Annotated in this window: 10 protein-coding genes; 6 read left to right on the forward strand and 4 right to left on the reverse strand. The window is 67.2% G+C overall.

Going from position 1 to position 7,484, the window contains the following annotated elements:
- Positions 1-77 precede the first annotated feature (77 nt).
- Positions 78-578 (forward strand): hydrogenase maturation protease, encoded by a 501-nt coding sequence (locus ABF648_RS11285; protein WP_415632358.1) that lies wholly within the window; start codon positions 78-80, stop codon positions 576-578.
- Here the strand turns inward: ABF648_RS11285 and ABF648_RS11290 are convergent.
- Positions 575-958, reverse strand: a complete 384-nt coding sequence (locus tag ABF648_RS11290) for a hydrogenase maturation nickel metallochaperone HypA (RefSeq protein WP_415632359.1) — start codon at positions 956-958, stop codon at positions 575-577. The two genes, ABF648_RS11285 and ABF648_RS11290, sit on opposite strands and share 4 nt — an antisense overlap.
- Positions 959-996: 38 nt before the next feature.
- Between ABF648_RS11290 and ABF648_RS11295 the strand changes: the two genes are divergently transcribed.
- Together ABF648_RS11295 and ABF648_RS11300 are read left to right on the forward strand one after the other, a co-directional pair.
- A complete protein-coding gene (locus tag ABF648_RS11295; protein ID WP_415632360.1) occupies positions 997-2,325 on the forward strand; it encodes a nickel-dependent hydrogenase large subunit in 1,329 nt (442 codons plus the stop codon).
- An 8-nt stretch (positions 2,326-2,333) separates the two neighbouring features.
- Positions 2,334-2,582 (forward strand): HypC/HybG/HupF family hydrogenase formation chaperone, encoded by a 249-nt coding sequence (locus ABF648_RS11300; protein WP_415632361.1) that lies wholly within the window; start codon positions 2,334-2,336, stop codon positions 2,580-2,582.
- A gap of 35 nt (positions 2,583-2,617) precedes the next feature.
- On the opposite strand, the gene msrA is transcribed toward ABF648_RS11300, so the two are convergent.
- The 3 genes from msrA to ABF648_RS11315 all read right to left on the reverse strand — a co-directional run bounded on the left by msrA (position 2,618) and on the right by ABF648_RS11315 (position 4,595).
- Complete coding sequence (msrA, locus tag ABF648_RS11305) at positions 2,618-3,256, reverse strand: peptide-methionine (S)-S-oxide reductase MsrA (protein ID WP_415632362.1); 639 nt, start codon at positions 3,254-3,256, stop codon at positions 2,618-2,620.
- Between the two features lie 43 nt (positions 3,257-3,299).
- Complete coding sequence (locus ABF648_RS11310; RefSeq protein ID WP_415632363.1) at positions 3,300-3,686, reverse strand: phage holin family protein; 387 nt, start codon at positions 3,684-3,686, stop codon at positions 3,300-3,302.
- A 219-nt stretch (positions 3,687-3,905) separates the two neighbouring features.
- A complete protein-coding gene (locus ABF648_RS11315) occupies positions 3,906-4,595 on the reverse strand; it encodes a uracil-DNA glycosylase (RefSeq protein ID WP_415632364.1) in 690 nt (229 codons plus the stop codon).
- A gap of 276 nt (positions 4,596-4,871) precedes the next feature.
- On the opposite strand from ABF648_RS11315, the gene ABF648_RS11320 reads away from it, so the two are divergent.
- From ABF648_RS11320 to ABF648_RS11330, 3 genes are all read left to right on the forward strand, one after another.
- Entirely contained in the window at positions 4,872-6,155 is a 1,284-nt protein-coding gene (locus tag ABF648_RS11320; protein WP_415632365.1) for an AI-2E family transporter, read from the forward strand.
- A 75-nt stretch (positions 6,156-6,230) separates the two neighbouring features.
- Complete coding sequence (locus tag ABF648_RS11325; RefSeq protein ID WP_415632366.1) at positions 6,231-7,253, forward strand: hypothetical protein; 1,023 nt, start codon at positions 6,231-6,233, stop codon at positions 7,251-7,253.
- 26 nt (positions 7,254-7,279) lie between these two features.
- Positions 7,280-7,484, forward strand: a 205-nt coding sequence (locus ABF648_RS11330) for a hypothetical protein (RefSeq protein WP_415632367.1), incomplete at its 3' end; no start/stop codon positions are given.

Raw genomic sequence — 7,484 nt, forward strand, 5'->3', positions numbered from 1 at the left:
AATTGGTTGGGCCTCGAATGAGGCCGAGTGAATTGGTTGGGCCTCGAATGAGGCCGAGTGAATTGGTTGGGCCTCGAATGAGGCCCGGCATCACCGTGCTGGCGGTCGGCAACCCGATCATGGCCGACGACGGCATCGGACCCGCGCTGCTCGGCGGTCTGAAGCAGTCGCTGCCGGGTCACCTCACCGGGGCCGGATCGCCAGTCGAATTCATGGATGGCGGCATCTCAGGCATGGAATTGCTGCCGGTCGTCGAGGACGCCCGGTGGCTGCTGGTGTTGGACGCTGTCGCCGGCGAGCAGCCGGGTGAGGTCATGCATCTGAGCGGCGACCAACTGCCCAGGATGCTCTCCACAAAGCTGTCACCCCACCAGGTGGGCCTGCTCGACGTGTTCACCTCGGCGCGTCTGCTCGGCCGTGAACCGGAGCAGATCGAGGTGGTCGGCATCGTCCCGGCGCAGGTGGATCTGCGGGTGGGGCTCAGCCCCGAGGTCGCTGCGGCACTGCCTGGTGCCGCCGCACTGGCGGGCGAGGTGCTGGGCCGCTGGTTGCAGATTCCGGCTGGAATCCGGGCCTAGTCATGTCTCCTGCCGGAATCGCTGTCATGGCCGATATCCGCCATGTCCGCCCAGGTCACCGCGAATTCGCGCCCTCGTACCAGATTGGCGGTGGGCGTGCCGCAGACCGGGCAGGTCAGCGCGAAGAACTCGTCCACCGGCTGTTCGGTTTCGCAGCGGGGGCACCAGACCGCCGCCTGGACCATCTCCAGATCGAGGCGGGCGCCCTCCAGCAGGGTGCCGGCCGTGGCGACCGGCCAGGCACCGTGCAGGGCCTCGGGAACTGCGCCGCTGAGTGTGCCAACCCGCAGGCCCACGGCCTCCACCCTGCTCGCGCCGGATCCTTGCGCCGCAGCCTCGACGGCATCCGACACGGATCGCAGCAGCCCCACCTCGTGCACCTGTCCATCCTGGCACTGCCATCGGCAGGTGCTGCCCGATGACCCAGCGTGTGGTGCTCGACGAGATCGTCAATCCCTTCGGCGCGCGGGTGCTGGTGGAGCGAGGCAGGGATCGCGGGATTGTCGCGGCGCGCTTCGACCTCGCCGGCATGCCGAGGGTGGAGCATCTGCTCATTGGGAGACCTGTCGAGGAGATCCCCGGCCTGGTCGAGCGACTCTGCGGAGTCTGTCCCGCTGCACATCACCTGGCCGGGGTACGTGCCCTTGAGGCACTCGACGGGCCGGTGAAGCTGCCCGCGGCGGCAGAACTCGCCCGGCGCATGCTGCACCACGCCTCGGCGCTGGCCACCAATGCCGGCCGCTCCATCACCACCGATCGCGAGCATGGCGTGGCCATGCGGCGGCTCGCCAGCGCGACGAGTGCCGCAGTGGGATCCCCAGGGCACTTTCCGGTCACCGCAGTGCCGGGCGGTATCGCTGCGCCGGTCAGGGCCACTGCGCTGCAACCGATTCGCGAACAGCTTCCGATGGTCCTCGACGCGGCCATCCGTATTGCCGAGCGCGAGATGGCCGCAGTGCCACCAGCTGCCCGCGGCGCACTGGCTTTCGATGGGGCCGATGTGGCGCTCGCGGACTGTGAGGGCAGGCCGGATGTTTTCGGCGCATGTCTGCGTGCCGTGTCCGCCGACGGAACCGTACTCGTCGGGTCGGCGCCTCCCGAGGCCTGGGAAAGCCTGGTCGCCGAACAGAATCCGGGGGACCCGGCGCCTCACCCGCGACTGCTCGTCGACGGCGCTGGTGACGGCTCCTATCGGGTCGGCCCCGTTGCGCAACTGCGCGTTGGGCGGCTCACGACGCCTCGGGCGGCCGAGCTGCAGCAGCGATGGGGACAGACCGGGGCCACGGCCGCGGCAGCGCGAGCGGTCATGGCGGTGCACAGCATCGAAGCCATCGGCGCGCTGGTCGATCGGCCTGAACTGCTCGGCACCGAACTGGCAGAGCCGCGCGGCACCGTGGCCGCCGGCACTGAGGTCGACGGCTCGGTCGGTGTCGGCTGGGTGGACGGACCTCGGGGCCTGCTCGTGCACCGCTACCAGGTAGGCGAGGACGGGCGGCTTACAGCTGCGCAGATCCTCACCCCGACGGCCCAGAACGAACCCTGGCTCGCGGTGCTTCTCACGGCGGCGGCCCGCGGGATGGACGGCAGGGGCGAGCCGGAGGTGCTCGCAATGGAGAATGCCATCCGGGATGTCGATCCCTGCCTGCCGTGTTCCATGGCTCCAGCCGGTGCGATGGGATTGGTCATCGACGAGGTTCCTGCCCGGCAGTCGCCCGGCAGTGGTGATGTTCTCGCGAAGGAGGGATGAGGATGTGCGTGTCGATTCCGTCCCGGATCACGGCCATTGCAGGGGGTCCGATGCCGATGGCCGCGATCGAAGTGGCGGGTCAGCCGCGGCAGTGCTGCCTGGCCTATCTGCCGGAGGCCCGGGTGGGTGATTTCGTGCTCGTCCAGCACGGCTTCGCCACCGATCTCATGGATGCCGAATCGGCTGCCGAATCGCTGAAGGCCTTCGCCGAACTGGGTCTGCCGGTGGGTGCACGAGGGCCTGTCGCAGGCAACTAGCCGGCTCCGGGGGTTGCGGCGCGGGAGCAAGGGGCTCAGGCCCCGCCGGTGCACCTGATGCCGGTGGCATGCACCGGGCAGTAGCCATGGGGATTGGCGTCCAGATACTGCTGGTGATAGTCCTCCGCGAAGTACCACTGGCCGGCAGGCTCGATGGAGGTGGCCACCTGGCCGTAGCCGGTGGTGCTGAGATCCTGCTGGTAGGCGTCGCGCTCCTGCGTGGCGATGCGCGCCTGATCGGCAGTGGTGGTGAACAGGGCCGAACGGTACTGCGTACCGATGTCATTGCCCTGCCGGTCGAGCTGGGTCGGGTCGTGATTCTCGAAGAAGACGCGCACCAGCTGTTCGTAGCTGGTGACCGCCGGATCGAAGACCACACGCACCGTCTCGGCGTGCCCGGTGCGCCCGGAGCACACCTCCTCGTACGTCGGATTGGGTGTGCCGCCGCCCAGATATCCGGCCGCGGTGCTCAGCACACCGTCCTGCTGCCAGAAGAGTTTCTCCACACCCCAGAAGCATCCTGCGGCGAAGTAGGCCGTCTGGGAGCCGGGGAACTCCTTGTCGAGCCGATCACCGGTGATCCGGTGGAATGCAGGCATGGTGAGCACCGGGTCAAGACGGCCGGGAAGGGGATGGTCAACATTGACGGCGTGCGCCCTTTCGAAACGGAGCATTCGTCCATGCTAACCCTCCGGGCTCATGGCCCCCAGGATCAGCTCAGGCAGCCTTCTTGGCCGTGAGGTGGTTGACGGCCACCCCTGCGAGCAGCCATGTGGCGAGGGCATTGATCAACCACACGAGGACCACGGTTGCGATCCACGAGCCGATTCCCTCGATTCGGAGGCCTCCGGGGAAGAGGGTGGCGATCCACAGCGAGATGAGAGTGGAGACCAGCCCGATGCCACCCAGGAAGGCCGAGGCGTGCTCCTGTCCCAACTTGTAGATGAAGGGCGTGAAGATTGCCTGGGCGATGGTGAACACGATCACGGCGATGATGAAACCGCCCACCTGGATGTGCACTCCTTTGACAAGCCAGGCGGAGATGAGCAGAGCCACGGCGGAGCCAACCAGATTGGCCACGATGCCGAGCAGGAATTTCACCATGTCCGGGTTCTTCCTTTCACTGAATGATTGTCTGACGACACATTGTCTAACGACATTGCTGGGTCCAATGCTTGCCCAAATGCTGCACATTGTGGCGAAGGCGCGTCGTGTCGGGAGCGCCCGGCCCATGTGAGCGACAGCGCTGGACGATCTGGCGATGCCTGGCCGGGTGGAGCACCGCCGCCGCCACGTGGGAGCGGCGGTGCGAGGTGACGATGATCAGGCCTGCCCGAGATCCCACTCGATCGGCTGTGCGCCCTGGCCGACCAGGGCCTCGTTCGCGCGGCTGAACGGCCGGGAGCCGAAGAAGCCTGCCCGCGCCGACAGCGGACTCGGATGCGACGACGCGATGACGGGAATTCCTCCCGCAGACAGCAGCGGGGTGAGCGACTGGGCATCACGACCCCACAGGATGGCGACCAGCGGGCCGCCCCGGTTCACCAGCGCCTCGATGGCGGCCTGGGTCACCTGTTCCCAGCCCTTGTGGCGATGTGACGCCGGGCGTCCGGGACACACCGTGAGGCATCTGTTGAGCAGCAGCACGCCCTGGTTGAACCATCCGGTCAGGTCGCCGTGCGGAGCCGGCGAGATGCCCAGGTCTGCCTGGAGTTCCTGATAGATGTTCACCAGGCTCTTGGGAAGCGGCCGCACATCGCGTTCCACGGCGAAGCTGAGGCCGATCGGATGGCCGGGGGTGGGGTAGGGGTCCTGACCGACGATGAGCACGCGCACGTCGGCCATCGGGCGGCTGAAGGCCCTCAGCACTCTGTCGCCGGAGGGCAGATATCCGCGCCCGGCCGCCAGTTCGTCACGCAGGAAGCGGCCCATCGCGTGGATCTGGTCCTCCTGGTCGGCCAGTGCTTCGGCCCAGTCGGGGGCCATCAGCGCACTGATTGCTCGGGCCTGCATCGTTCCTCCTCGTGCGGCCACCGCCAGCGGAGCCGATCGGCTCCGTCCGGGTGGTCCACGGTGTTCGTGCGGCAGCTCCCGGAGGTGGTGTGCCCAACGCTAGCCATCGTGAGCCTGCCACGCCGCAGGGGATGACGTGGGCCCCGTTCCGGTTCGCGAGGCGGAATCCCCCGCCGGTACCGGATTTTGCTGGTCATGTTGAGGAATACTTCACGCCGTACGGCACACTGGTGAATGGTGCCTCAGCCGGAGGTGCCGGGATACGAAGAGGGGCTCATGCCTGCATTTTCGTTGGGTAGGCGCAACAACCGGCCTGAGCACTCCGGGCATCCCGGCGACGAGGCGCCACCAGAGGCCCGTGCTGAGATTCACCGACGCCCGACAGCTCCCGCCGATCCATCCGAAACCGACGGGGACATGGTTCCCAGGTCGCTGCGCATCGCTGCAGCCTGGTCCTGGCGCGTGCTCGTCGTCGTGGCGGGGATGGGCGTCGTCTGGTGGTTGGGCGGCCAGCTGTCAGAAGTCGTCATTCCCTTGATGGCGGCCATCCTGCTCACTGCGGCACTGGCACCGATGAACGGCCTGCTGCGCCACCACAGCTGGCCCCCATGGGCGGCTGCGCTGGCGAGCCTGCTGCTGCTCGTCCTCATCCTGTGCGGTCTGCTGACACTGGTCGGCACCCAGATCGCCGTCCAGTGGCAGGAGCTGGTCCAGCAAACCGTCGAGGTCATGCAGAGTGCTTTGACGTGGTTGAGCACGGGTCCTTTGCACATCAGCCATGAGCAGGCCACAGGCTGGCTTGACCAGGTGAGACAGCGGGTGGTCTCCTCCCAGGACGAGATCGCCAGGATTGCCGCTGCCTTCGGCTCGGGTATCGGCAGGTTCTTCGCCGGGCTGGCGATGACGCTGTTCGCGACATTCTTCTTCCTCAAGGACGGGTCGCGAATGTCGGGAGCGATTCGGTCGACCGTGCCACGTGTCAGCAGAAGCACGCTCATGCCAGGTTTTGAGGCAGGCTGGCAATCTCTGGTCAGCTATGTACGGGCGGCGGTCATCGTTGCCGCGGTGGATGGCGTCGGTGCTGGTCTGGGCGCGTTCTTCCTGGGTTCGAATCTGTGGCTGGCCATCACGGCGCTCACCTTCGTCAGCGCGTTCGTGCCGATCGTCGGTGCACTGATCTCGGGCATCATCGCTGTGACCGTGACGCTGGTCACTCTCGGCTTCGTCAAGGCCATCATCATGCTGATCGTGTTCATCGGGGTCATGCAGCTGGAGGCTCACGTCCTTCAGCCACTCCTGCTGGGTCGCGCAGTGTCCATCCATCCGCTGATGGTGCTGGTGGGCATCGCAGTGGGCATCAGCGTGGCCGGGATCGTTGGCGGAGTTTTTGCCATCCCGCTCGTCGCCTTCGCCTTCGGATTCGTCCGTTCGATGCACGGCTATGGCGAGCAGGGCAGTTTCGGCGACGTGGAGGACGCCATTCCCGGCCCCGGCGACGAGATGCTGGACGACGATCCACGGCAGGCAGAGGACAAGGAGGAGTCGTCTTCAAACAACTGAGTTTCGCGCCCTGAACCCACCCTGAGTCAGGAATCTGCTCTGGGTGCACGGGGACATGCGCCCTATATTGGCCGCATGAGTCAACCAGCCGGGCTGGAGGCCATTCTGGCCGATCTGGCCGCAGGAAAGATCGACACAGCCGAGGCCACCAGGCGCATCGAAGCGCTCGGCGGGTCACACCCCGGCGCCGCTGCCAGCACCGATCCCTATGATGATCCGGCGCCCGTCCGGGACGAATTCTCCGCAGGGCGCCCCCAGTACGCCACGCACGCCACCGAACGCATCGATACTGACCACGTCGAACCAACTGGTGCCGCCGCCAAGCCAGGAGATGACGCGCGCTCCACGGTCCGGCAGGCCCGCCGCGCCCAGACCGACGATGCCCAGTCCAGCCGTCCGAACAGCACCGTGACACGGCTCATCGTCCGTGCCACAGGACGATTCGTCCGGGTCGTGGGAGATGCCACGGTCATCAGCGCAGAGGTTGAGGGCCCGCACACCCTGAGGCGCAGTGGCGAACTCCTCGAAGTCATCAGCGAGAGCGATGTTGGTCCCAGCCTGCGTGGATTCTCCTTCTTCAATCCACCGCGTTCAGGAGAGGATCTACGTCGGCTCGGCTTCGGGCAGGAGCTGGTCATCAGGGTGAACCCTCAGATCGAGGTGGATGCCGAACTGACCGGCGGCGGTCTCACGACCGTCCAGGTGCCCAGACTCGGCCGGATCAGAGTGACCGCCGGGGCGGCCAATCTCAGCGATGTCATCACGGTGCGTGATGCGCTCATCCAGGCCGGTGGTGCCAGCGTCAGCGGGCCCATCGCGGAGGGACGCAATCGCGTGCGGGTGGAGTCGGGCAATCTCAACGTCACTCTGCCCGGGCAGGCCAATGTCACAGTCGTCGCGCATGCCCGTCTCGGCATGGTGAACTGGCCGGCGGGACAGCCGCGCCAGCTGGACGAGTATGTGGTGGGCAATGGTGCCGCACGCCTGGACCTGTCGGTCATGATGGGGCATGTCAGCGTGCGTGAGCAACCAGACGCGCAGCCAGATGACAATCCCCCGAACGATCAGCCGCAATGGTGGGAGATCTGGCGGCACTGATCTTTCCGGTCGGCTGAAGCGGCACCATGAATTGTTCGGCGATTCTCTCAGCGGCGATCGCCCGAACAGTGATTCTTGACGATGAAAGTGGTGGGGGGGGGGGGGGGGGGGGGGCGGGGGGCGGGGGCGGCGGGGCGGGGGGGGGGGGGGGGGGGGGGGGGGCGGGGGGGGCCGGCGGGGGGGGGGGGGGGGGGGGGGGGGGGGGGCCGGGCGGGGGCGGGGGGGGGGGGG

Source organism: Propionibacterium sp. (assembly GCF_047719395.1).
Lineage (GTDB): Bacteria > Actinomycetota > Actinomycetes > Propionibacteriales > Propionibacteriaceae > Propionibacterium.